General features: G+C 43.7%; 15 protein-coding genes and 1 tRNA gene. 10 read left to right on the forward strand and 6 right to left on the reverse strand.

The window, feature by feature from the left end:
• Positions 1 to 226, forward strand: a 226-nt coding sequence (locus tag ACVBDU_RS08730) for a hypothetical protein (RefSeq protein WP_447179363.1), incomplete at its 5' end; no start/stop codon positions are given.
• Positions 227 to 1,291: 1,065 nt separating this feature from the next.
• Here ACVBDU_RS08730 and ACVBDU_RS08735 read toward each other — a convergent pair.
• Positions 1,292 to 1,363, reverse strand: a tRNA-Gln gene (locus ACVBDU_RS08735).
• 175 nt (positions 1,364 to 1,538) lie between these two features.
• Between ACVBDU_RS08735 and ACVBDU_RS08740 the strand changes: the two genes are divergently transcribed.
• From ACVBDU_RS08740 to ACVBDU_RS08775, 8 genes are all read left to right on the forward strand, one after another.
• Positions 1,539 to 4,787, forward strand: coding sequence for a glycosyltransferase family 117 protein (locus tag ACVBDU_RS08740; protein ID WP_447179364.1), 3,249 nt, complete (start codon positions 1,539 to 1,541; stop codon positions 4,785 to 4,787).
• Between the two features lie 77 nt (positions 4,788 to 4,864).
• The gene (locus tag ACVBDU_RS08745) at positions 4,865 to 8,176 is read left to right on the forward strand and encodes a protein O-mannosyl-transferase family (protein ID WP_447179365.1); all 3,312 of its coding nucleotides are present in this window, start codon (positions 4,865 to 4,867) and stop codon (positions 8,174 to 8,176) included.
• 103 nt (positions 8,177 to 8,279) lie between these two features.
• Positions 8,280 to 8,693, forward strand: coding sequence for a large-conductance mechanosensitive channel protein MscL (gene mscL, locus ACVBDU_RS08750; RefSeq protein WP_447179366.1), 414 nt, complete (start codon positions 8,280 to 8,282; stop codon positions 8,691 to 8,693).
• A gap of 435 nt (positions 8,694 to 9,128) precedes the next feature.
• Positions 9,129 to 10,121: an aspartate-semialdehyde dehydrogenase gene (locus ACVBDU_RS08755; RefSeq protein WP_447179367.1), complete on the forward strand. Its 993-nt coding sequence runs from the start codon at positions 9,129 to 9,131 to the stop codon at positions 10,119 to 10,121.
• A gap of 163 nt (positions 10,122 to 10,284) precedes the next feature.
• Positions 10,285 to 10,602: a hypothetical protein gene (locus tag ACVBDU_RS08760; RefSeq protein WP_447179368.1), complete on the forward strand. Its 318-nt coding sequence runs from the start codon at positions 10,285 to 10,287 to the stop codon at positions 10,600 to 10,602.
• A gap of 211 nt (positions 10,603 to 10,813) precedes the next feature.
• Positions 10,814 to 13,228: a TonB-dependent receptor gene (locus ACVBDU_RS08765; RefSeq protein ID WP_447179369.1), complete on the forward strand. Its 2,415-nt coding sequence runs from the start codon at positions 10,814 to 10,816 to the stop codon at positions 13,226 to 13,228.
• Between the two features lie 19 nt (positions 13,229 to 13,247).
• Complete coding sequence (locus tag ACVBDU_RS08770) at positions 13,248 to 13,862, forward strand: type 1 periplasmic binding fold superfamily protein (RefSeq protein ID WP_447179370.1); 615 nt, start codon at positions 13,248 to 13,250, stop codon at positions 13,860 to 13,862.
• An 804-nt stretch (positions 13,863 to 14,666) separates the two neighbouring features.
• Complete coding sequence (locus ACVBDU_RS08775; protein ID WP_447179371.1) at positions 14,667 to 16,826, forward strand: prolyl oligopeptidase family serine peptidase; 2,160 nt, start codon at positions 14,667 to 14,669, stop codon at positions 16,824 to 16,826.
• 56 nt (positions 16,827 to 16,882) lie between these two features.
• Here ACVBDU_RS08775 and ACVBDU_RS08780 read toward each other — a convergent pair whose 3' ends face one another.
• From ACVBDU_RS08780 to ACVBDU_RS08795, 4 genes are all read right to left on the reverse strand, one after another.
• On the reverse strand, positions 16,883 to 17,179 hold the full coding sequence (locus tag ACVBDU_RS08780) for a thioredoxin family protein (protein WP_447179372.1): 297 nt from the start codon (positions 17,177 to 17,179) through the stop codon (positions 16,883 to 16,885).
• Between the two features lie 43 nt (positions 17,180 to 17,222).
• Complete coding sequence (locus ACVBDU_RS08785; protein ID WP_447179373.1) at positions 17,223 to 18,452, reverse strand: metallophosphoesterase; 1,230 nt, start codon at positions 18,450 to 18,452, stop codon at positions 17,223 to 17,225.
• Positions 18,453 to 18,631: 179 nt separating this feature from the next.
• Positions 18,632 to 20,230 (reverse strand): SusD/RagB family nutrient-binding outer membrane lipoprotein, encoded by a 1,599-nt coding sequence (locus ACVBDU_RS08790; RefSeq protein WP_447179374.1) that lies wholly within the window; start codon positions 20,228 to 20,230, stop codon positions 18,632 to 18,634.
• 5 nt (positions 20,231 to 20,235) lie between these two features.
• Positions 20,236 to 23,316, reverse strand: a complete 3,081-nt coding sequence (locus ACVBDU_RS08795) for a SusC/RagA family TonB-linked outer membrane protein (RefSeq protein WP_447179375.1) — start codon at positions 23,314 to 23,316, stop codon at positions 20,236 to 20,238.
• Between the two features lie 393 nt (positions 23,317 to 23,709).
• On the opposite strand from ACVBDU_RS08795, the gene ACVBDU_RS08800 reads away from it, so the two are divergent.
• Positions 23,710 to 24,768, forward strand: coding sequence for a sensor histidine kinase (locus tag ACVBDU_RS08800; RefSeq protein WP_447179376.1), 1,059 nt, complete (start codon positions 23,710 to 23,712; stop codon positions 24,766 to 24,768).
• Positions 24,769 to 24,770: 2 nt separating this feature from the next.
• On the opposite strand, the gene ACVBDU_RS08805 is transcribed toward ACVBDU_RS08800, so the two are convergent.
• Positions 24,771 to 25,502, reverse strand: coding sequence for a copper homeostasis protein CutC (locus ACVBDU_RS08805; RefSeq protein ID WP_447179377.1), 732 nt, complete (start codon positions 25,500 to 25,502; stop codon positions 24,771 to 24,773).
• Positions 25,503 to 25,515: the final 13 nt, after the last annotated feature.

Genomic DNA, 25,515 nt, shown 5'->3' on the forward strand with positions numbered 1-25,515 from the left:
TTGCCAATGGCGCTGGATACTACAGCAGGCCCATAGGATGAATAGCTTTAGTGGCGTGCTCATAGTTATTCCTTTACCATGGCACGCATGGAGGACACGGGGCTCACCCCGTTCTTGTTGCGTGCCCGTACCCGGAAATAATACGTCACACCGTCCTGCACGGGGGCGTGGAAATTGCCACGCGAACTGGACGTTCTGCCGGCAGATTACCATAGTTGGTAATTAATTTTGGTCGTCTCATTTTTTTAAGTTTTTAATGTTATACGTTTGGTTTTAGGGCATGGTGAAAATTGTTTTCACCAGGTTTCCCGGAAAATCAGTTTTACCCCAGCCCTAAAAAGACATTACAAATATCAGGTACGAACAAAATAATATTGACCTAACAATTTCCCTATGAATAAAATGGTGACACTCTTTTGCCTTATTTCATTTCTATTTGTCAATACAGGTTGCAAGAACGATACCGGCTCCTTTCAACAAACGGCAAAAAGAGGATAAATTAAAACTGGAAAAAATCAACTACCTCGGGGCAATCCCGATAATTATCGGGACGCGAGGTATTCAAACGAACAAACCTTAGCCCATTTCGATGCAGAGCATCGGGGAATTAGACCCATTTAATGGGATTAAAATCAAAGCTATATTCCTTGGAAGAAAAATGGATCAGTAATGACATTATAAGAGACACCTATGAAAGATGGTACCCAACCTTAAATTATGATATAATGGAACTGGAAGCCGGAATGGTTCGTAATAATCCAAATCTCAATAATATAAACAAGATATTAATGAAGAATATCGATCGTCTTACTAGGGCCTGTTAACACTACACACTCAAAGCGGCTTTTTGGCCTATTTTCTGCCTCTCTTCGTTATTTTTTCCTTATTTGGCGCTACCAAACTCGTCAAACATGCCTCGATAGACAAAAAATATACTCAAAAATCCATCTTTTCTGGTAGTGTTAACAGGCCCTAAATTGGAAACTCTTTACGAAAGTCCGGATATTGTTAAGAAGAGAGAATTAATCAATATAATGTTCGATAATCAACTTCACTATCACAACGGCAAATATCGAACCTCCTATATGCTCGATATACTCAGTTCTAACCATCAGGAAATGAACAAAAAAGATTGATTGAATAAAAAAAATGAGGGATTCCGAAAAGAAATCCCTCTGGGTTGGCCTACAAGGACTCCCCTCGACTTTGCTCGGGACAGGCTTCTCGTCCGGGCGTGGAACCAACAAAAAAATCCTGCTCCGACAGGGAACAGGATTTTCAATTTTTGCAGTTGGCCTACAAGGACTCGAACCTTGAACGACTGAACCAAAATCAGCTGTGTTACCAATTACACCATAGGCCAGTGCTTTATTGCGGATGCAAATTTATAACAAAGTTTGATTTGCACAAATATTTTTCGCCTTTTTTATTTTGTTTCATATTTCCTTCCGGCTACGGTGACCGGAGGGCTTTAACCTTTATTTAAGAAAATACAGTTGTTTTATTCTTATTTTCACTTTCTAAACACCGAAATACTGATGACCACTACTACTTTTAACCGTTGGAATACACTTCTCGGGTGGGGTGTTTTTCTTATCGCTTTAATTACATACGGACTTACGGTAGAGCCTACGGTAAGTTTCTGGGATTGCGGAGAGTATATTGCCACTTCTTCCGGACTGGAGGTGGGACACCCTCCGGGGGCTCCCCTGTTTCAAATGCTCGGGGCCATTTTTGCCATGTTTGCCGCCGGTCCCGAAGATATTGCCCTGGCCGTCAACTACATTTCGGTTTTATCCAGTGCTTTCACCATATTGTTTATGTTCTGGATCATCACCAACCTGGTGAAAAAGATCGCCATGAGAAACGGAGAAATGTCCCCCGAAACTACCATAGCTGTATTGGGTAGTGGTGTTGTTGGCTCCCTGGCCTTTACTTTTTCCGATACTTTTTGGTTCAGCGCAGTAGAAGCCGAAGTTTATGCCATGGCCAGTCTCCTGATGTCCCTCCTGTTATGGCTGGGACTAAAATGGACCGACAATCTGCATGCCCCCGGGGGAAACCGGTGGTTGCTGCTCATATCCCTTATTACCGGCATGGCATTCGGACTTCACTTTATGGGATTTCTGGCCATCCCTTCTATTGTTCTTTTATACTACTTTAAAAAATATCGCTCCACAACGGTTAAAAATTTCGTAGTAGCTCATTTCTTAGCAGTCATTATCCTTATTCTCGTATATCAATTCTCATTTACATATATTTTGAAGTTATTTGCATGGGGTGAGCTGTCTATTGTCAACCACACCGGACTGCCGTTTCATTCCGGTAGTATTATCACGGCACTTGCAATAATCGCATTGTTCTGTTTTGCGCTCCGTTATACCAGGCGGAGAAAACTATACCAGGCCAATACTTTAGTACTTTGCCTGTTGTTCATGTGCATAGGTTTCTCTTCATGGCTCATGTTGCCTATCCGGGCAAATGCACATACCCCTATTAACGAAAACGACCCGTCCGATGCGCGCCTCCTGCTCTCTTATTACAACCGGGAACAATACGGAGATGCCAATTCACCACTTTACGGCACCATGTATTCCGACATGTTTGCCGATAAAGATCCGGACCGTCCGTATAAGGACGATAAACCAAAATATGAACAAGACGAGAAAACAGGAAAGTATGTGGTTGTCAATAAATACAAAGACGTTCTCCAAGCCTCCAACAGCAAACACGCAGGCATCCTGCCCAGAATGTGGAGCAGGGAACATGCTGCCAATTATATGAAACTCTCCCGCCCCCTACAGTTCAGTGTCAAGCCCGAATATACCTCCAGCAAAGAATTAAAAGATACCATAAACCGGTTTAAAGCGGATTATACTTCAGGGAAAATCAACGAAGAGGGTTATGTGAATTTTCTGCAGCGATTGGCACCTTATATAAATGTAGAGCCGCCCGCCTTACGGGATAATCTGAAATTTATGTTCCAATACCAGTTCGGCTATATGTACTGGCGCTATTTTATGTGGAATTTTGCAGGGCGCCAGAACGACGTCCAGGGACAAATGGACAATAACGGCAACTGGATAAGTGGTATAAAGGCAGTAGATGAAAAACTCGTAGGTTCCCAGGAGAACCTGCCATCGGATGTTTTGAACAACAAGGCCAGGAATACATATTTCTTCCTCCCCCTCCTCTTAGGTCTGGCCGGGCTTCTTTTCCAGGTCCGAAAAGACCCGAAACGTTTTTGGGTACTTTTCGTGTTTTTTCTGTTTACCGGCATTGCAATCCAATTTTATACGAATGTACGCCCCTTCGAACCCAGGGAACGCGATTACTCCCTGGTCGGTTCCTTCTATATATTTGCCATATGGATAGGAATGGGCGTTTTTGCCCTGTACAGCGGTCTCCGAAAATTACTGGCTCCGAAAATACTGGCCCCGGTTCTGAAAATAACCTGCCTGCTTGCCGTACCGGTAGTTATGGCCTATCAGAACTGGGATGACCACGACAGATCCGACCGTTATATTGCCCGGGCTATGGCCAGAAACACCCTCGATTCCATTCAGAAAGACGCTGATGCCATTGTGTTTACCCTGGGGGAAAACGATATTTTTGGGATGTGGTATGCCCAGGAAGTAGAAAAATACCGTACCGATGTGCGGATAGTTTACCCGGGTTACCTGGCCACGGACTGGTATATCGACCAGATGAAACGAAAAGCCCATAAAAGCAGTCCCATCCCTTCTCAACTGGTACACAAGCAATACGTGTACGGAACCAGGGATATCTTGTACCATCAGCCGCTTACCGAGGAAAGATGGGATATTAAACGTTTTATGAACTGGATTGCCAATGATGAAAATACGGTGGAAAACCTCCTCCGCCGTCAGGGAAATTCCCCGGAGCAATACCCCGAAGCTTTCCGGAGCGCTGTTTTTTATCCTACCAATAAAATCCGGGTACCTGTAAATAAAGAGAACGTTCTTCGCAGCGGACTGGTTAAAAGTAAGGACAAACATCTCATAAAAGATTTCATAGACATAGACCTGCCACAAGGCGGTATGACCAAAAGCCAGATGATGATGCTGGATATCCTTGCCAATAACAACTGGAAACGCCCCATTTATTTCACCGGGGGAAGTTTTGACCCGGCAGATTACCTGTGGCTCCGGGAATTTATGCAACTCGACGGACTCGTTTACAAACTGGTTCCCATAAAAACTCCCGCATCCAAAGAAAATCCTTATGAAATGGGCAGGATCGACAGTGACCTCATGTATGATAAGGTCATGAAATGGGATTGGGGCAATTCCGATAAGGAAGGAGTTTATCACGACTCCATTATACGAAGGAGAAGTATTTCTTACCGCATAAATATGGCACGGCTGGCAGAAACGTTGTTACGGGAAGACAAAAAGGACAAAGCCGTTAAGGTTATGGATTTAGCCATACAGAAAATGCCCCCGGATCATTACGGGTATTACACCTTTCTGGAACCATTTATAGATGGGTACTACCTGGCCGGAGATACTGGAAAGGCCCGGGACCTCTTTCGGAAAACCAGTAAAAAATACCAGGAGAACCTGGATTACTACCTGAATTCGAACAACCATCCGTTCATTACGGCAGAAGACATATTGTTTGATATACAGCGTTACAGGTCACTGGTAGATATTGTGGTGAAAAACGATGAAGAAGCATTCGGAAAAGAAGAAACCACAAGGTTTAACCGCTACCTTGACCGTATGGAAAACGATTATCTGTCAAGGCAATCCGCAAAACTGTAAGAACCGTTAAATAGATAAAAACCCGTCCTATATAGCGAATTATTATTAAATTCGCCTTTTCAGAGAAAATCAAGTTCATGACGACAGACATATTTAAACGATGGGATACTATAACCGGATGGACCGTATTTGCCATCGCTTTACTAACCTATGCGCTAACCGTTGAGCCCACAGTAAGCTTTTGGGATTGCGGAGAATACATCTCCACTTCGGCAAAACTGCAAGTAGGGCACCCCCCGGGAGCTCCGCTCTTTCAGATGCTGGGTGCTTTCTTTGCCATGTTTGCCCCGAGTATGGAATACACGGCCCTCATGGTCAACTGTATGTCTGTACTTTCCAGTGCTTTCACCATATTGTTCTTGTTCTGGATCATCACTAACCTCACCAGAAAAATGGTTGTCAGTGAAGGTGAAATATCCCGCCCGGTAGCCATTGCTATTTTTGGTAGTGGTGCCGTTGGTGCCCTGGCTTATACTTTTTCGGACAGCTTCTGGTTCAATGCGGTAGAAGCCGAGGTTTATGCCATGGCCAGTTTACTGATGTCTCTCCTGCTATGGCTGGGAATCAAATGGGTTGATGAACTGCATTCCCCCCGTGGCAACCGATGGCTGGTTCTTATAGCATTTGTAACCGGAATGACATTCGGCGTACAGTTTATGGGATTTCTGGCTATCCCTTCCATAGGTCTGTTATACTATTTCAAAAATTATAAAACCACTACGGTAAAGAACTTTTTGCTTGCCAATATTATCGTTGTAGCAATCCTGCTTCTGGTATATAAATTTTCACTTACATACGTCCTGAATTTTTTCGGATGGAGCGAGATTTTCTTTGTAAACACCATAGGGCTTCCCTTCAATTCGGGAAGTATTATTATGGGACTTATTTTTATACTGGTATTTTATTTTGCCCTGAATTACACGCGTAAAAACAGATTATACCTGGCCAATACCATTACCCTCTGCTTTCTATTCATGTTTATCGGTTTCTCTTCCTGGCTGATGTTGCCTATCCGGGCAAATGCACATACTCCCATTAACGAAAACGATCCCGCAGACGCCCGTGCGCTTCTGGCTTACTACAACAGGGAACAATATCCCGGTGTGGACAGCCCCGTATACGGAGCCATGTATTCGGATATGTTTGCCGGTCAGGACCCTGTAGAGCCTTATAAAAATGATAAACCCAAATACGAACAGGACAAGAAAACGGGAAAATATGTTATTGTAAACCATTACGAGAATTCCATTCCGAATTCCAACAGCAAACATGTAGGGATACTTCCCCGGATGTGGAGCTCCGAGCACGCAGCTAATTACATGAGATTTACCAGGCCTTTGGATTTCAGTATAAAATCCGAATATATTTCCAATGCCGACCTGAAAAATGCCATTAACCAGTTCCGGACCGATTATGCCAGTGGCAGGATAGACGAAGACGGTTATGTGAATTTTCTCCAGCAGTTCGGTCAGTATATCGAAGTAGAACCACCTACATTATCGGACAATATCGGTTTCATGTTCCGGTATCAGTTCGGGTATATGTACTGGCGTTATTTTATGTGGAACTTTGTCGGACGCCAGGACGATATCCAGGGAAAAATGGATAATCACGGTAACTGGCTCAGCGGAATTAAATTCATAGACGAATGGCATCTCGGTCCGCAGGACAACCTTCCTTCGGATGTATTGAACAACAAGGGAAGAAACACGTATTTTTTCCTACCCATGATCCTTGGTATTATAGGACTTATTTTCCAGATCCGAAGAAACCCCAAACAGTTCTGGGCACTCTTCGTGTTTTTCATCTTTACCGGTATAGCGATTCAATTCTACACCAACGTCCGCCCTTTCGAACCACGGGAAAGAGATTATTCCCTCGTAGGTTCCTTCTATATTTTTGCTATCTGGATCGGCATTGGTGTCTTTGCCCTGTACGAAGAACTTAAAAAATGGCTCTCTCCGAAAATACTGGCACCTGCTGTTACGGCTGTATGCCTCCTTGCTGTTCCGGCCGTAATGGCATACCAGAATTGGGATGATCACGACCGTTCCGGCAGGTATACGGCAGAAGCCATTGCCCGGAATTATTTGAATTCGGTACAGGAAGATGCAGGCGCAATCATTTTCTCCATAGGAGATAACGACACTTTCGGTTTGTGGTACATCCAGGAAATTGAAAAACACCGTACCGATATAAGGGTCATAAACTCCAGTCTCTTTGCTACCGACTGGTATATCGACCAGATGAAAAGGAAAGCTTACGAGAGCGAACCCATTCCCTCCCAACTCACCCATGCACAATATGCCTATGGTGTACGGGATGCTATTTATCACCAGAAGCTTACGGACGAACGCTGGGACATAAAACGGTTTATGAACTGGATTGCCAATGATGACAATACCATAGGGAACCTGATCCGCAGACAGGGAGGAGACGTACGACAGTATCCGGAAAATACGAAGAGCACCATATTCTACCCTACCAATAAAATAAGGGTACCGGTCAACAAAGAAAATGTGCTTAAAAGCGGGCTCGTAAAAGAGAAAGACAGCGCCTTGATTGTAGATCATATAGACATAGACCTCCCGGCAAACGCAATAGGCAAAAACAGGATGATGATGCTGGACATCCTGGCCAATAACGACTGGAAACGCCCCATATACTTCACCGGAGGAAGTTTTGCGGCTGCAGAATACATCTGGATGAAAGATTACCTGCAACTGGACGGCATGGTATACAAACTCGTACCCATCAAAACACCGGGGGAACAGGGGAATTTTGAAATGGGAAGGATAGACAGTGACCTGATGTACGACATTGTACAGCAATGGGCCTGGGGAAATTCCGGTTCTCCGGACATATACCATGACCCGGAAACCCGTAAGAACAGTATTTCATACCGGAGTAATATGGCCAGGCTTACCGAAGTCCTTCTGGACGAGGGCAAGGAAGAAAAAGCAAAGGAAATCATGGACCTTACCATGGAACAATTCCCGTTCGATTACTACGGATACTATGTATTCCTGGAACCCTACGTAGGCGGTTATTACAAAACCGGGCAAACCGAAAAAGCAAGGGAACTGTTTTTGAAAATAGCAGGAAAATACCAGGAAAACCTTAACTACTATTTATCTTCCGGAAGAGCATTCACTTCACAGGAAAACATAATCTATGATATCCAACGCTACAGAAGTGTACTGGATGTGGTAGTGGAAAATGATGAAGAAAGTTTCGGGAAGAAACAAACCGACACCTTTAACAGCTACCTGGATCGCCTGGAACAATCCTACAACGGACCGGCAAGTGATTCGCTGGAAGATATGGAGGACCTCCTGGAACAACCTGTTGAAGAACTGGAAAAACCTACGGAACAGCCTGTAGAGTAAATATTCCTGACATTTTAACATTTTCATAAAAAGAAAAGGACAATTTTGTATATTAGTACCGCTATATCGCATTTAGAATTTTTTAATTTATATTAAAACAGCTATGGGTTTTTTCAAAGATTTTAAATCGTTCTTATTAAAAGGAGACATTGTCAATTTAGCAACTGCGGTTATTGTTGCCGGTGCATTCGGTAAAATCGTCTCTTCTTTCACCAATGACATATTGATGCCCCCCGTGGGATTGTTGCTGGGAAATGTGAATTTTTCCGACCTCAAATACGAACTGAAAGAAGCCGTAACCGATGCTTCCGGAGAAATTGCCCAGGCAGCCGTGACCATTAACTACGGTAGCTTTATTCAGTTTATTCTTGATTTCGTTATCATAGGATTCTGTATCTTTATGGTACTTAAAGCATACGAAAGGACCAAGAAAAAAGAAAAACCCGCACCTGCAGCCCCAAAAGGGCCCACACAGGAAGAATTACTGGCGGAAATAAGAGACTTATTGAAGAAATAAACCGCTTCACTGCATATTCTAATCTAAACCCTCCCCCAAAAAGGAGGGTCTTTTTTTGCTCGAAGAATACGGAGAACATATAGGCTTCTCCGGTTTACAGTTCATATTAACCGAAACATACGCTATCTTCACAAGATACCATCTGCACAATCTTTGATCACGACCTCTGAAATTCCCGGTGGCTTCAAATCCTAAAAAGATCAAATTGTTCAAAATAAAACATTTTGTTTTAAAAATATATTTCTTTTTCAGATAACTTGCCCGTATGGTTTTTATACCTACTTTTGCTACCTTAAAATTGTATAACTATTTATTACTGATATAAACATATGAAATGCCCGTAACCGGTTTTTTTGGACACCAACCGATCCCGATAGCTATCGGGATAATCAGGGCATTCCATCCGACCATTTAAAAACAAATAAATTTAAGCAGATGAAAGTTGCAGTTGTAGGCGCCACCGGAATGGTTGGCGAAGTAATGTTACAGGTGCTCGAAGAACGCCGTTTCCCGATAACAGAATTATTACCCGTAGCTTCGGAAAGATCCGTGGGAAAAGAGATCTCTTTCCAGGGCAAACTCCATAAAGTCGTTAGTCTCGCCGATGCGGTAGCTGCCAGACCGGCAATTGCATTGTTTTCGGCAGGTGGGGCCACTTCCCTTGAATGGGCTCCGAAATTTGCCGAAGCAGGGACCATCGTTATAGACAATTCCTCCGCATGGCGTATGGATCCGGAGAAAAAACTGGTAGTTCCGGAGATCAATGCCACGGAAATAACAAAAGAGGACAGGATTATTGCCAATCCCAACTGCTCTACCATACAAATGGTTATGGCCCTCGCTCCTTTACACGATAAATACACCATCAAAAGAGTCGTGGTTTCTACCTATCAGTCCATTACAGGTACCGGAGTAAAAGCCGTACGTCAACTCGAAAACGAATACAAAGGAGTACAGGGAGAAATGGCATATCCCTATCCCATTCACCGGAATGCACTACCTCACTGCGACGTATTTGAAGAAAACGGCTACACTAAAGAGGAAATGAAACTCGTAAGGGAAACCCAAAAAATACTGAACAACAATACCATTGCCGTAACAGCTACCGCTATCCGAATCCCCGTAGTTGGCGGCCACAGCGAATCAGTTAACCTGCAGTTTGAAAATGACTTCGAAGTTGGAGATATCCGAAGAATACTAAACGAAACTCCGGGAGTTACCGTACAGGACAATACGGACACCAACACCTACCCGATGCCTATATACGCACAAGGTAAGGACGATGTTTTCGTAGGCAGGATAAGACGCGATCATTCACAACCCAACAGCCTTAATATGTGGATTGTTGCAGACAACCTCCGCAAAGGGGCGGCTACCAATGCCATACAGATAGCAGAATATCTTGTTGCCAATAACCTGGCAGAATAATATTTCCGGAATTTCCGACCATGATAAAAAAGTGTACCGGACCATGAGTTCAGTGCACTTTTTACTTTTCCGGAAAAGAACCGGGCGGATTATACCACAACATCCCAAGGTTTTGTTAAAAACCGGCCCCTGTCTGTTTTGTTTTTCATACTTTTGCCTGGAAATGAAGGCATTTAAGGCGTATATTAGCTTTTCCCTTGTAGTCGCAGTATTATTTTCCATACTGTTCCAGGCCTGTCATGCCATTGACCATGCTTCGGAAACACCTCCCGTACTTAAGGAAAAGCAAAGTGTCATCACCCAATCGGTTTCCAAGTGTCTCGTATGTGATTTTAAGTTTTCCGTATTCCATACTCCGGAAACCATACTCTTTACTCCGAAAGAACATACGGAATTCACCACATACATCAATTCCTACTCTTCCCCTCTTTCCGCATTTGAAAGAAGTATTCGGACTTTAAGGGCTCCTCCTCACGCATAGGCGGTATTTTCAACCGGATTACTGTATTCTATTTACGGGTATCGTACCTATTTCGGTCCTGCGTACACATCCATCTATTGGTTTGAAAAGAATAAATCCGGCTTGAATTATAAACCCTTTTCCGCAACAGGAAGGGCTAACCGTATTCCGAACCAGGGAACTATCTTTAATATTTCCTTATCCGATCCTAATCATAACCCGTTGAAGACTTATGAAATTAATATTTCCTTTATTCCTGTTCATTTCCTTATTGGGAAATCCGGAGGTTATTTTATCTCAAAACTGTACTGCTACACTTCAGGGTGAAGTAGTAGATTTTCACGACGGCACACCACTCATGAATGCGGTAGTGCAGATTCTAGACACCAAAAAGGTCACAGCTACGGATATCGACGGAAAGTTTACCATCACCGCTATATGTCCGGGCAGCTATGAGGTGGAAATATCTCACGAATCCTGTACCACCCGCATTATGAGAATCGAGATCTCCGGAGACACCAGGCAACGTATCACACTTGAGCACCACCTGGAAGAGCTCAAGGAAGTTGTGGTAGAAGGGAAGAGAGATCACCCGATTACCAACTCCGGTACAGAGCAGATATTACACCAGGAAATCATTGACAAATTCAGCAGTGCCTCCCTGGGAGACGCCTTAAAGGAAATAAGTGGTGTTTCATCCCTGAATACGGGAAGTTCCATCGTAAAACCGGTTATACAGGGATTGCACAGCAGCCGGGTTATCACTATGAACAACGGGGTTCGGTTACAGGACCAGGAGTGGGGAATGGAACACGCTCCCAACCTAGACCTGAATGCAGCCGGCAGCCTGACAGTCGTTAAAGGTGCCGCAGCCCTGCAATACGGCGGGGATGCTATTGGCGGAGTGATCATAGCCGACCCGCTGAAAATCCCGGTAAAAGACACCTTATACGGAAAAACCCTCCTCTCCGGGGCTACAAACGGCCGGGGAGGCGCATTAATCTCGTCGCTTACGAAAAGTTACAAGAGCGGGTGGTACTGGTCCGTTCAAGGCACATTAAAACGCTACGGAGATTTCAAAGCCCCGGATTATTCCCTGACCAATACCGGGTATTCGCAACAAGCTTTTACTACCTCATTCGGATTAAACAAATTCACTTACGGATTTGATTTTTACTATAGTTTTTACCGCAATGAAATCGGGATATTGAGGTCCTCCCATATCGGCAGCCAGGAAGATCTCCTCAATGCTATAAACAGCCGGCAGCCTTATGTTATAGAACCCTTTTCCTACGACATCAATGCTCCTAAACAGGAAGTTACCCATCACCTGGCAAAACTCCGGTTCTTTAAAAGGTTCGAAAAACTCGGAAAATGGAATGTGCAGTACGATTTTCAGCAGAACAACCGGCAGGAATACGATATCCGCAGGGGAAACCTCAAAGGAGTGCCGGCTATGGACATGGAACTCACCACACACACCCTTACCTCCGATTTCCGGTTCGACGCGCATAGCAACCGTAAAATAAATACGGGTATTATGTTTCGTTACCAAACCAACCTGCCCGATCCGGAAACCGGCGTTCGCAGATTAATCCCGGATTACGACCGTTACGATGCCGGGGCCTTTGCTTCCGTCTCTCAATACCTGACAGATGCCCTGGTCCTTGACGCCGGTGTCCGCTATGATTTTTCACATCTTGACGCCAAGAAATTCTATCAGAAAAATCGCTGGGAACAACAGGGATATGACGAGGATTTTCAGGATATTATCATAGAAGATTACGGGGATCAGTGGCTCACCAATCCGGTATTCGATTTTCACAGCATTTCCGCAACGGCAGGCCTTCAGTACAAGTCAGGCTCCAATGAAATACATTTTAACTACGCCATGGCCAACCGCGCCCCTAACCCGGCAGAACTATTCAGCGACGGGCTTCATCACTCAGCCGCAGCTATCGAACTGGGGGATTTGAGAATGGATCAGGAGACATCGCACAAGTTCTCTTTTTCCTTTTCCAGAGATACACAAAAATTGCACTTAACCCTGGTTCCTTATGCCAATTTTATAAATGATTTTATGCTTCTGGAACCCACGGGGGGCGAACTGACCATCCGGGGCGCCTTCCCGGTATGGCAATACAAACAGGTCAATGCCCGGTTTTTAGGCGTAGATTTCGATGCTACCTATCACATATCCGACAACTGGGTTTTCGAGCATAAATTCGCATACGTACATGCCAGGGATATGACCAGAGACAGGCCTCTTATAGATATTCCGCCAGCCAATACCTCCAACCGCATAATATTCACGAAACCGGAATGGAGAAACCTGCAATTAACACTGAGAAGCGACTATTTCTTCAAACAAAACGAATTTCCGGACAACAACTTTGATCTCCGGGTCGTGGAAAACGGGGAATACGTAAACCGGGAAGTAGATATAAGCACTCCCCCCGCAGCCTATCATCTTTTAGGACTGGACGCTTCCGCCGGTTTTCCGTTCCTCAAAAAATCGGAGATAACCGTGGGGCTTTCCGTTAACAATATTTTTGATACGAGCTACAGAGATTACCTGAACAGGCTCCGCTTTTTCTCGGACGACCTGGGCAGAAATTTCCAACTGCAGATAAAAATCAATTACTAATTTAATAATCATTTGTACTATGAAAACAATCAAATTACTCGCTTTTTTATGTACAGGAGCACTGTTTTTCGTCTCTTGTTCTAATGACGATGATAATCCGGACCCCGTTAACGAGGAAGAACTGATCACCAAAGTCGCCATAACCCTGGAAGCCCAAGGCGTAGAAACCGTGACGATGGAGTATTCGAACGAAAGCGGATTGGGCCATGACCATGACGATGAAGGCGAAGAAGGGGACGACCATGATCATGATGAACTTGAAGGTGTTGTTTCCGGACCTCTGAAACCAAACACTACCTATATAGGGTCTATAGTACTGTTGAACGAATCTGTTTCCCCTGCCGAAAATGTAACCGAGGAAATAGAAGAAGAGGCAGACGAACACCAGTTCTTCTACCAGGCTATAGGCGAACTGGATATTGAAACCGATTATCTGGACAAGGAGTCCGATTATCTCTCTACCGATTCGAGTAACCCGGTGGGACTTAAGTTTACCTTAACTACAGGTACCGAAGGACATGGCGACCTGAGAGTCGTACTTCGTCACCAGCCTAAAAAGCCCAATACCGGACTTGAAGATGCGGGAGGAGAAACAGATATGGATATCAGCTTCCATGTGCATATAGAGGAATAAAATTCCTAAAAAAAGATTAAAAAAAGCAAAAGAGGCGGTGTATGATACATCGCCTCTTTTACTTAACAGATCAACCTAAAACAAACCCAAAAAGGGGGCGCCGACGCAAACTATAAAGCCGGAACGCCACTCCTTTAAGGCCCCCTAAAACCTAATAATCCTTTTATTACATTTACAATTATCCAAAAAATTAATAATAGCATATTGTTTTGGTTAGCCGGAAATACCATCCCCCATCTTATCCTCTTCCTATCATTTTTCAAACAACGAGGTAAAAGTAAACTTCCTGTAGTATCCACACAACAAGTTGTAGTCTGCATTTATAAATCAAGGGTACATTTTTAACGAAAATCACTACATCAAAAACCCACTAAAAATCTGATAATAAAACAAATAAAAACGAACAAGATGTTAAAAAACAATGATCAGGACCAGATGGGTATTACGGTCTGAAAAAGGCTGTTTTTATGCAATACAACCTGATTAACCAGCATTGTTTTTTATACTGCCCGCTATTTTTTTGATGAAGTAGGAAGGATAAATTCCGGTCTGCCTGGAAAAACAATTTCGAGGCATTGTTTCACCCAATAAATTTGCTGATCTTATAGAAGCCAAATCATAGCACGACACTAGAAAGTGCTGGTTATAGTAGATCCATTGCTATTTTTATACAAAACTAATTATTTCTGGTCCTTTTACACAGTTTTAACACCCACACCTTAAAAGAAAGGAGCTAAATCTTCTTTCTGCCTGCATTTTGCCTTATTTTTGGGTACACAAACACATACACTAACCACAATCAAAATGAAAAAAACAGTAATACTTGCTATCACAGCGCCACTCCTGTGGTGTTCCTGTGAAGAAAAAGAAAATAACGAAATGAGCATAACTTATCCCGAAACCAAAAAAACAGATGTCTCCGATGTATATTTCGACACGGAAATAAAAGATCCTTATCGCTGGCTTGAAGACGACAGGTCCGCAGAAACCGCCGAATGGGTGAAAGCCGAGAACAAGGTCACCCAGGATTTCCTGAAGCAGATACCGTTCCGGGAGCAGATCAAAAAACGCCTGGAAAAACTCTGGGATTACGAAAAAATATCCGCTCCCATACGGGAAGGGGATTATACTTACTACTATAAAAACGATGGTTTACAGGACCAATCTGTTTTATACCGGAAAAATGAAGAGGGCGAGGAAGAGGTCTTCCTGGACCCGAATACATTTTCCAAAGACGGCACGATATCTCTGGGCGAAATGGATTTTTCCAAGGATGGCAGTCTTTTTGCTTACTCCATTTCCGAAGGAGGAAGTGACTGGAGGAAGATCATAGTTATGGATGCGGTCTCCAAGGAAATCAAGGGAGATACCCTTACCAACATCAAGTTCAGCGGAATTTCGTGGAAAGATAACGAAGGCTTTTATTATTCCAGTTATGACAAACCGGAAGGTAGTGAGCTTTCTGCCAAAACCGACCAGCACAAACTATATTACCACAAGCTGGGAACCCTGCAAAACGAAGACACTGTTGTTTTCGGTAATACCCCGGAACAAAAAAACCGATATGTAGGAGGGCACGTAACGGAAGACCAGCGTTACCTGATCATATCTGCAGCAAATTCCACTTCGGGCAACAAACTCTTTATCCTGGACCTCCTGGCCTCCGAACCGGAGCTTAAGACCATAACGGACAGTGAAGAAAATGACCTGGGTGTCCTGGACAACAAAGGTTCCCTGCTTTATATAGTTACCAACTTCAACGCTCCTAATCAGAAAGTTGTTACTGTCGATGCTTCCGATCCTTCCCCGGAAAACTGGAAAGACCTCATCCCGGAAACGAAAAATGTACTTCAGATATCTAAAGGAGGAGGTTTCTTCTTTGCCAAATACATGGTCGATGCCATATCTAAAGTGTATCAATACGACTATGAAGGGGAAAAAATAAGGGAAATAGAACTTCCCGGTATCGGTACCGTAAGCGGATTCAGTGGAAAAGAAGGTCAGGAAGAACTGTATTATTCCTTTACCAATTACAATGTACCTGTCCGCATATACACTTATGACCTTAATAGCGGCATATCGTCCCTTTACTGGAATTCCGGGATAGATTTCAACCCGGACGATTATATTTCGGAACAGATATTCTACAATTCTAAAGATGGTACGCGTATCCCTATGATCATTACATATAAAAAGGGAATAGAATTCAACGGAAAAAACCCTACCATACTGTATGGCTACGGAGGGTTTAATGCAAGCCTGCAACCTGCCTTCAGCACTCCCAATGCCATTTGGCTGGAGCAAGGTGGTGTTTATGCCGTTCCCAATATACGCGGAGGCGGGGAATACGGTAAAAAATGGCATGATGCCGGTACCAAAATGCAAAAACAAAACGTGTTTGACGATTTTATCGCGGCTGCGGAATACCTGATAAAAAACCAATACACTTCGCCGGATTATCTGGCTATAAAAGGTGGGTCCAATGGCGGATTACTGGTCGGGGCTACCATGACACAACGCCCGGACCTTATGAAAGTAGCGCTTCCTGCCGTTGGGGTACTGGATATGCTCCGTTATCATACATTCACCGCAGGAGCCGGTTGGGCTTATGATTACGGTACTTCCGAAGACAGTGAAGAAATGTTTAAATACCTGTTAAATTACTCTCCCCTGCATAGCATTAAAGACACCGTACAATACCCGGCTACTTTAATAACCACGGCAGATCATGACGATCGTGTTGTACCGGCACACAGTTTTAAGTTTGCTGCCACTTTGCAGGAAAACCAAACAGGAAATAATCCTGTTCTCATACGTATAGAAACAGATGCGGGTCATGGCGCGGGAACTCCCATCAGTAAAACGATAGAACAAACCGCAGATATTTTCGGATTTACATTATATGAAATGGGATATAAGAAACTGCCCAATTCCGAAGTAGAAAAAGAAGAAGCTTTGCAATAAAAAAATCAATTCCTCTCCGGGCTTATAAAAGCAATAACCGGAGAGGAATTTTATTTTTAAACATGTTCCTGTAACAATCCTATCAGGGTATTGGCATCGAGCTCTCCGCTTTGACGCCATACCATTTCACCTCCCTTGTAAATCATCAGGGTAGGCAGGCCCTTAACCCTAAGGGCATTGGCCAGTTCCTGGTTTTTATCCACGTCAATCTTAATCACTTTTGCCTTATCTCCCAAAGCTGCGGCTACATCCCGGAGCACAGGGTGCATTGCCGTTGATGCCTCATTCCAGTCGGTATAGAAATCCAACAGGACCGGGACACTGATATCTATTAATTCACCGAATTTTGACATTTTTGCACGGAATTAGTAATACAAATGTAATATTTTCTATGAATTATGCGGTTTTTCCGGCTTTTTTTAGTTCTATCACGGTAATTTCAGGCCAGATTCCCAATCTTCCCGGATACCCCAAAAAGCCCAGTCCCCGGTTCACATTGATAAACTGCCCCATTTCTTTATAGATGCCTGCCCAGTATTTATAACGCCATTTGATGGGGCTCCATTTTATCCACCCGGGAATTTCCACACCGAACTGCATACCGTGAGTGTGTCCGCTGAGGGTAAGGTGATAATGGTAAGGATGTGCTATTACCTGTTGCTCCCAATGCGACGGGTCATGGCTCATCAGTATTTTAAATGCGTCTTTATCCACTTGTGCTACCGCCTTGTCCAGGTCTCCTGCCTTTTTAAAACCGCCCGCTCCCCAGTTCTCCACACCAATCAGGGCTATCTTGTCCTCTCCTTTCCGGATATCCCGGCTTTCGTTGAGTAAAAGATCGAAACCCAGCTGCCGCTGCAATCCTTTCAGTTGCTCCAGATTGGCTTCTTTATCATCCTCACTGTCCCATTGCGCATAATCTCCGTAATCGTGGTTGCCCAGTACGGAATACATACCGTCTCTGGCCTTTAAGCGGGAAAACGTCTCCATCCACGGGAGCAGCTCTTCGGATTTATTGTTTACTATATCGCCGGTAAAGAGAAGTATATCGGATTCCTGGCGGTTTATGAGATCTACCGCATATTCCACCTTTTCCTTATCATCAAAACTCCCGCTGTGTATATCGGAGATCTGCGTAATCTTATAACCGTCAAAAGCATCGGGCAGATCTTCAAATTCCAGGATGTGCTTTAAAACCTGGAAATCATATTTTCCCTTGTACATCCCATATAAAAGACCTGCAAAAGGTATGGATGCTACTCCAAGGGCGACAGCGCTTAAAAATTTTCTTCGTGACGGAATAACGGTATCCGATGCAGAACTATTCCACCTGCGAAATCCCCCGATAACCAATCGTGTCAGGTCTTCTCCAAGCAGAAAAATGACCACTATGAGCTGAAATCCTGTAAAAATAACCAGGTAAGCAAGGGCATAGCTTCGAGCTCCGCTAATACCCCTGTCCCCGCCGGACAAAGCAAAATGATATAAAAAATTACCTAGTACCACCAGAGCCAGGATAGCGTAAACAAACAGGAGATACGGGTTTTTGGTAAACACCCGGATCGCCTGAAAGGCGTAAAATCCCAGCGAGGCATATAAAAAGACAAAGAGAATCCAATTCCACATAGGTAACTTATTAGTTTTGAGGATACAAAATTAACACATTAAAGTTCCTGTGGTTGTTATGGTTATGTTAAAGAAAAACGGGGATATGGCAGTATCCCCGCTTTGAACCACTGTGACAAAGTGTATAGCCGATTGTTAGTTGGTACGGCCTATGTTATAGCTACAGAAAAAACAAGCCCTTAAAAATTAGGCCCTCCGGTATCCCACCAAAGCCTTGTTCCTCCATGATCCGGACCGGACAAATACCCTGCCGCTATTTCCACATTGGCATTGTTGGTGTTCTTTTCGCTGTCCACAAAATTGATGCGGCGTATTTGTATGTCCGTATCAATAGTTCCTCCGCTATTATTGATCATTACCGGAAAAAGTCTCGGATACCCGGTACGGCGAAATTCGCTCCAGGCTTCCTGCCCATCGGGGAACATGGCAATCCATTTTTGTGTGATGATCTGCTCCAGTTGCTCTTCTTTGCTACCACCTGCAAGGAAAGCTATAGTTACATCTCCCGGATAGGCATAGTTATTTCCGGGGTTAAGAGCATCCTCATAATCTGCCGGGGTACTGGTATTATCGGCAATATAATCATCAACACCACCAATACCATGTTGTGCAAAAGAAGCCCGGATACCATTCTCATAATTGGCCCGGGCATCTCCGGCCCCGGTCCAGTCACGCAATGCAGCTTCTGCTTTTAAAAAATACACCTCGGCAGCGGTCATCCAGTCTTTGGATGTTAAATCTCCCAGGTAACCTCCCAATCTGGAATGTTCGCCATAATCCGATTTTGCTTCCATGGCTACGCCCATTCGTATACCCTTATACTCGCCTTCAACGGCTTCGTCCAGTGCCGGTTCAAAATACCGGATCAGGCGACTATCATTAAAACCTTTTAATATAGCTTCCATTTCTGCGGACATCCGGATGTCTCCCCATTCGGCATTAATAACCGATAAAGGATGCTTAAACCCCTGCATATTTACAGACATATCTTCGGTTTCCAGCAATCCGGCATCGCTGGAAAGGGCTTTTTCCCCTTCCATTTTAGCCAACTCCGGATCTACTTTCGATACCCGTATGGCCAGTCGTAAACGCAGGGAATTCGCAAAAGTCCGCCATTTACCAATATTTCCTTTAAAATCGGACTGGTCAAACAGTTCGAATTGCGGTTGTCCTACGAAATCTTTTAACCCGTCTATTGCACCTCCCAGATCTTCAAAAAAGGCGTGATATGCCGTTTCCTGGGAATCGTATTCCCCGGTAGTTTCATAATCGTTGAATTTGGTATACCGGATCGGGCCGAATACATCCGACACTCTGTGCATAGCCATTACCTTGATAATATCCGAGAGGTAAGAAAACATAATGGCATTGTCAAAATCGGTCATGGCCACCTGTTCGTCCACTCCCCTGGCATAGGGCATTACACCGTTGCCTTCACTGGCGTCATAAGCATCGGTCCAGATAAACTGGTTCCAGCCATTATTCAGCCGGTAGGTCTGGTTATTGATATTTCCTTCAAAAGGGGTTGGCGCGGTCATATACCCCGAAAATACATCCGAGTTCAGATTGTGCTGTAACTGGTAGTTCCAGGTAGGCTCTACACGGATAACATTGGAAAACATGGGAGGGAATTTGGCCCCGATATTATTAAAACGCTGTTTCAGGCTCTCATCGGAAATACCGTGAGGGTCCGTATTGATCCCTTCAAAATCTCCTGTGCATCCTACTAAACCGGAAGCCAGAATAGTGATGATCGTATATATTGTTATGTGTTTCATTTTATTTAGAAATTTACGTTAAGGTTCAGCCCTATACTCCTCGTGGAAGGTTGATTATAAATATCTACCCCCTGTAGTCCCAATCCCGTACTTGCAGCAATATTAGGATCGAAAGGCGCATCTTTATAAAAGAAGAAAAGATTGTTGGCAATTACGGAAAAGTTCAGTTTCTCTATAAAACTATCCTTAAAAGCCAGGGTATACCCTACGGAGAGTTCCCTTAAATTTATATTGGTGGCATCATATACGTATTCACCAAGCATACCTGCCCTTCCTCCAACGGCTGTATAGTATTGCTGCGCACTTATTTGCGATGCCGTACCGTTTTCATCCACTACATTAATCATTCCTCCGTTGGCATTACGGGCTTTGGCCGATGCTCTCGATACTCCGTAATAATCGTTTACGGCCTCCGTAACACTTACTACATCACCACCAAACTTACTATCAATCAAAAGGTTTACGGTAAAATTCCCGATTTCGAAAGAGTTGTTCCATCCCAAAGTAAAATCGGGCTGTGCATAGGCTACGGTTTCAAAATCCGTCGACATCAAAGTTCCGGAAGAATTCACCAAAGGAGTTCCGTTTTCATCTCTCATCAAAGAACGCGCTTTGATACTCCCGAAGTTTTCTCCTTCTATCAGCGAATATTCATATCCGTTGACTCCACTTGCGGTAATAATTGCTTCACCATCCTGCAATGAAGGGTGAACAGATACTACTTTATTATCATTTTTAGCAAAATTAAGAGCCGTACTCCATACTAATTTTTCATTTGCAACGGGTTTACCATCCAGTACTATTTCAAATCCTTTGTTGGTTATTTCCCCTGCATTTACAATATTCTGGGAATACCCGTAAGGATTGGGTTCTGCCTGAATATAAAATATCTGATCTGTTGTCCGGGTATCGTAATACGTGAAATCAATACCTAAACGCCCCCGTAAGAACCGCCACTCCGTACCAAACTCAAAGGACTTTTGCCTCTCCGGTTTCAAAGTCTCCCCCTCTATGGGAGCAAAAACCGGAGATCCTACGTTAGGATCAGAAACCGATATATAATTGAGCGGAATTGTTGCATATGGAGGAATATCTTTACCTACCTCGGCATAGGAGGCCCTTACTTTGGCAAAATAAATCGCTTCGGGCAGGGTAAACATTTGAGACAGAATGCCTGTCACCCCCACCGAAGGATAGAAAAAGGAATAGCTATTGGTCCCGGCCAGGGTAGAAGACCAGTCTGTCCTTCCCGTTACATCGAGATATATCATCTTTTTATAATCCAGGTTGGCCGACCCGAATACGGACTGTACTTCGCGGTTCGATACCGATTGCCGCATGTTGTTTGTGGTTGAAATGTTTGCCAATGTAAATATATTGGGATAATTCAACCCTGTTCCGCTTCTCCCGGAATCAATATATATCTTGTCCCCTATCTTGTATTTGGTGAGACTGGTTCCCAACAATACATTCAGGGAAAATTTGTCAGACAGATCCCTGGCATAATTGGCTATAAAGTCTATATATTGCTGGGTATTTTCTGTTTTCTCCAGTATATAACGTCCGTTTGTTCCGGAGTTAACAGGATCGGTCCCGGCGTATATTCTTTTGTCGAAAGTGTAAAATGATTTGTCAAAACTCCCCCTGGACTGTATGGAAAACGCATCGGTTACCTGGTATTTCACGGATACATTCGCAAGTACTCTTTGTGCTATGTCTTTACTCGGATTCCGGTGAATGAGCCAATACGGGTTTTGTTGTATATTCTCATCAAAAGATGATGCGTACTGGTCCATCATATTGGTCCCTGCATTAAAATATTCAAATTTATCCTTGTAAATATTCCTGTCTATTCCCACAGGGTTCAGGTACATTCCGGTCAAAGGATTGGAGTACAAGCCGTTTGTCGGACGATTCCATATGCGTTGATCGGATAGGTTTACACTCGCAGAAACATCTATTTTATCATCGAGAAGTTTCACGGTTTCCCTTAGGGTGATATTATTCCGTACCAGGCGGTTTTCCGGGATTACCCCGCTGCCTATGGTATTGGCATACGAAAAATAGGTTTGGGCTTTTTGATTTCCCCCGGTTATGGACAGGGAGTTAATTGCGGTAAAGCCGGTTTCAAAGAAGTCTTTCGGATCGTTTTTGAGCCCGCTTACCCTCTCCCCCCAGGATTTCGGATCGGCGACACGCCCGTTCTCGGCAATGTCCTGCCCCGCCGAAACGGATTGGTATTCAGATTGCAGTTTAGGAAGAGACATTACGTTGTCGACCGTAAAACTGGAGTTAAAATTAACGGATAACACTCCTTCTTTTCCCTTTTTGGTAGTGATCAGGATTACCCCATTGGCTCCCTGGCTACCATAAAGTGCAGATGCCGACGCCCCTTTAAGCACCGTCATACTTTCTATATCATCCGGGTTTAACATGGACACCGCATCGCCCCCGTCACGGTTCCCTGTCTGACTACCAAAAATATTAGTCCCGGGATCTTCCCCGTTAGACCCGTTACCCGTATTCAATATGGGTACTCCGTCAATGACATAAAGGGGGTCATTATTACTGGTAGATGAATTTCCCCGCAAAACTACTTTTACAGCACCTCCGAGGCCGGAAGAACTCCGGGTGATGGTAACCCCTGCGGATTTACCGGATAAACTGTTAATAGGATTAGTCTGTTTTACTTTAGTCAGTTCATCTCCTTTAACTTCCTGGGCGGCATACGTCAAGGCTTTCTTTTCCCGGGAAATACCCAGGGCCGTAACCACTACCTCGTCGAGTTGGGAAGCGTCTTCTTCGAGAGTTACATCAATTACGGACTGTGCTCCTACGGTAATCGTCCGGGTGACGAATCCCATATAAGAAAACCGCAATTGTTGTCCTTCCGGGACTACTATGGTATAATTTCCGTCAAAATCGGTCGTAGTACCCGTAGCCCCACCTGCTACCAGGATGTTCACCCCGGGTAATGGTGCTTGATCTGCCTTTGAAATTACCGTTCCGGTAACCGTCTTTTCCTGACCATAGACGAGCGCCGACATGGAAAGAAAGCATAGGCTCATTACTAAAATTCTCTTCATTTGTTGTTATTTTTTTGATTTGACAAAGAACATTCCATTGTGAAATTCCACGGTACACAAATTTTCCAGGAGAACACATGAAAAGATTACCCGAAAGAGTTCGTGTACACTTCACAATGAATGATTGACTTTAGTTAGTGATCCTAAACTATAATTATTAAATTTTTGTTAAAAATTATTTATATAAACAACATATATTAAACAACATACGGCGTATATCTGTAGACCAATGATTCAACATATAAAAACAATACACCATATTAACATTATAGTATTTCTTTTTTTAACTTAGGGACTGTTTAAACACCGGAACAATAAGATTCATCAAATAAAACACAGCATACTTATATTCCGCAATGTCAATGACTCTACAAAACCTAACCATATCGGTACATGAAAAAGACATCCGAAACCATTGCATACAACTACACCATACCCTTAAAGTACCATCTTCTCTTCTGGATAATCTATTACTTGTTCAACACTATACGCTGGGGCGGTTATTTCGATGACTACTTTTATTCGGCAAAATCCAACCTTGTCAGTTTTTTTGTGAGCATCCTTTTTTGCTACTGGCATATCTATTTCCTGATCCCGAAATACATCGTCCGGAAAAAGGTCATCCCCTATATTTCGTGGATGGTCATTTCTTCGGTTTTATTTTACTTTCTGAAAACGGGAATGATCTACCTGTTCATAGACAAGGCGATCTGGCCGGAAGCACCGGAGGGACAGACGGCCCCGAGTTTTAATCACTTCATCACTGTTGTCCTGGGTGAGTTATATGTAGTAGCCTTCGTATCGGCCATAAAACTGACGATAGACTGGATCTCCGTAAAAAATCAACGGGATGAGCTGCAAAAACTTCAATTACAGACAGAGATCAAATATCTCAGGGCTCAGATACAACCGCACTTTTTCTTTAATACGCTAAACAGTTTATACGCATTGACCCTGAAGAAATCGGACAATGCTCCGAAGGTAGTAGTAAAGCTTTCGGAAATCATGCAGTATGTGCTTTATGATGTACAGGAACCCGACATCCCCCTTAGCAGGGAGATACGGTATATCAACAGTTATGTTAATCTCGAGGAACTTCGCCGCGGCAATGTGGAGCTCTCCCTAAGCATTATTGGCAATATAGAAGATGTAAAAGCGCCCCCTTTATTGTTTTTACCTTTTATAGAAAATTGTTTTAAACATGGCGGCGGTTCTGATAAGGATATACATATAGATATTACTTTCAAATCGCTTCCCGGCGACGACAGCCTGCATTTTCTGATCAAAAACACGATAAACCCCGAAGATGATTCCATAAAACCCAAAGGGGGAATCGGCATACAGAATGTAAAACGAAGACTTTTTCTGTTATACCAGAATAATTTTGTGCTGCAAACGGGGATAAAGAAGCAGTGCTTTGTGGCGTATCTTAAAATCCCGGTATATGATTAGTATTACCTGTTTTGCAGTTTTCTTATAATGGTTTCTATTTTATCCTTATCCGAAGAAGCCACCATCGTTTCATCCTGAAATTTAAGGCTGTTCATGGAGATTTCCGGGGTTTCGGATAAAACCTGCCGAAACGTGGTTGCGGAAAAATGAATTTCCCGGAACCCATTTTCCGAAAAGTCTGTAATATTATCTGCATTTACCCCTCCTCCGGGCATAATAACCGGACGTCCCTCACAATGTCTCTGCAATTTTATCAGCATATCCATTCCTTCCCGGGCAGTGCTTTTTTGTCCGGAAGTCAATATTCTTTTTACTCCCAGGTTATACAACCGGTCTGCTGTTTCCAGAGGGGTATTAACCCAGTCAAAAGCGCGGTGAAATGTAAAGGACAGAGAACCGGAGACATCCACAAGCTCTTTGGTACGCTCCGCATCCAGATCATTTTCCCGGGTGAGTACCCCGGAAACAATCCCGGCACAACCGGTTTCCCGGCAAAATTCTATATCCCGTTTCATAATATCAAACTCCGTATCGTCATAACAGAAACTGCCACTCCTCGGGCGGATAAGTACGTAAACCGGAATATCGAGTTCTTCCGTTACCTTCTTTATCAATCCGTAAGACGGGGTGATTCCCCCCACGGCGAGTTCCGTACAGAGTTCTATACGGTCTGCCCCGGCAAGTTGGGCATTACGGGCAGATTCAAACGAATTGGCACAAATTTCTATTAACATGAGGTATTATTTA

The organism is Sinomicrobium endophyticum (genome assembly GCF_052983315.1).

Coding starts and splice junctions, on each gene's coding strand:
- mscL (WP_447179366.1), top strand. CDS start 8,280: ATGGGTTTTTTCAAAGATTTTAAATCGTTCTTATTAAAAGGAGACATT.
- ACVBDU_RS08775 (WP_447179371.1), top strand. CDS start 14,667: ATGAAAAAAACAGTAATACTTGCTATCACAGCGCCACTCCTGTGGTGT.
- ACVBDU_RS08780 (WP_447179372.1), bottom strand. CDS start 17,179: ATGTCAAAATTCGGTGAATTAATAGATATCAGTGTCCCGGTCCTGTTG.
- ACVBDU_RS08745 (WP_447179365.1), top strand. CDS start 4,865: ATGACGACAGACATATTTAAACGATGGGATACTATAACCGGATGGACC.
- ACVBDU_RS08805 (WP_447179377.1), bottom strand. CDS start 25,502: ATGTTAATAGAAATTTGTGCCAATTCGTTTGAATCTGCCCGTAATGCC.
- ACVBDU_RS08785 (WP_447179373.1), bottom strand. CDS start 18,452: ATGTGGAATTGGATTCTCTTTGTCTTTTTATATGCCTCGCTGGGATTT.
- ACVBDU_RS08770 (WP_447179370.1), top strand. CDS start 13,248: ATGAAAACAATCAAATTACTCGCTTTTTTATGTACAGGAGCACTGTTT.
- ACVBDU_RS08765 (WP_447179369.1), top strand. CDS start 10,814: ATGAAATTAATATTTCCTTTATTCCTGTTCATTTCCTTATTGGGAAAT.
- ACVBDU_RS08790 (WP_447179374.1), bottom strand. CDS start 20,230: ATGAAACACATAACAATATATACGATCATCACTATTCTGGCTTCCGGT.
- ACVBDU_RS08740 (WP_447179364.1), top strand. CDS start 1,539: ATGACCACTACTACTTTTAACCGTTGGAATACACTTCTCGGGTGGGGT.
- ACVBDU_RS08760 (WP_447179368.1), top strand. CDS start 10,285: ATGAAGGCATTTAAGGCGTATATTAGCTTTTCCCTTGTAGTCGCAGTA.
- ACVBDU_RS08795 (WP_447179375.1), bottom strand. CDS start 23,316: ATGAAGAGAATTTTAGTAATGAGCCTATGCTTTCTTTCCATGTCGGCG.
- ACVBDU_RS08755 (WP_447179367.1), top strand. CDS start 9,129: ATGAAAGTTGCAGTTGTAGGCGCCACCGGAATGGTTGGCGAAGTAATG.
- ACVBDU_RS08800 (WP_447179376.1), top strand. CDS start 23,710: ATGAAAAAGACATCCGAAACCATTGCATACAACTACACCATACCCTTA.